This is a genomic window from Staphylococcus sp. HMSC072B07, from assembly GCF_001815505.1.
GTDB classification, from domain to species: domain Bacteria; phylum Bacillota; class Bacilli; order Staphylococcales; family Staphylococcaceae; genus Staphylococcus; species Staphylococcus simulans.
On record NZ_KV820964.1, the window covers coordinates 1 to 225 of the forward strand.

Sequence of the window (225 nt, forward strand, 5' to 3'; positions counted from 1 at the left end):
ATGCCGATGCCGATGCGGATGCTGACTCAGATGCCGACGCAGACGCAGACGCAGATGCTGACTCAGATGCAGATGCAGATGCCGATGCTGACGCAGATGCAGACGCAGACGCTGATGCAGATGCTGATGCCGATGCAGATGCCGATGCAGATGCTGATGCAGATGCAGATGCAGATGCTGACTCAGATGCCGACGCAGACGCTGATGCAGATGCTGATGCCGATG

General features: G+C 57.3%; 1 protein-coding gene. It reads left to right on the forward strand.

Annotated features, from left to right (window positions below):
* A partial coding sequence (locus HMPREF3031_RS13930; RefSeq protein ID WP_070724986.1) for a peptidoglycan-binding protein occupies nucleotides 1–225 on the forward strand: 225 nt, incomplete at both ends.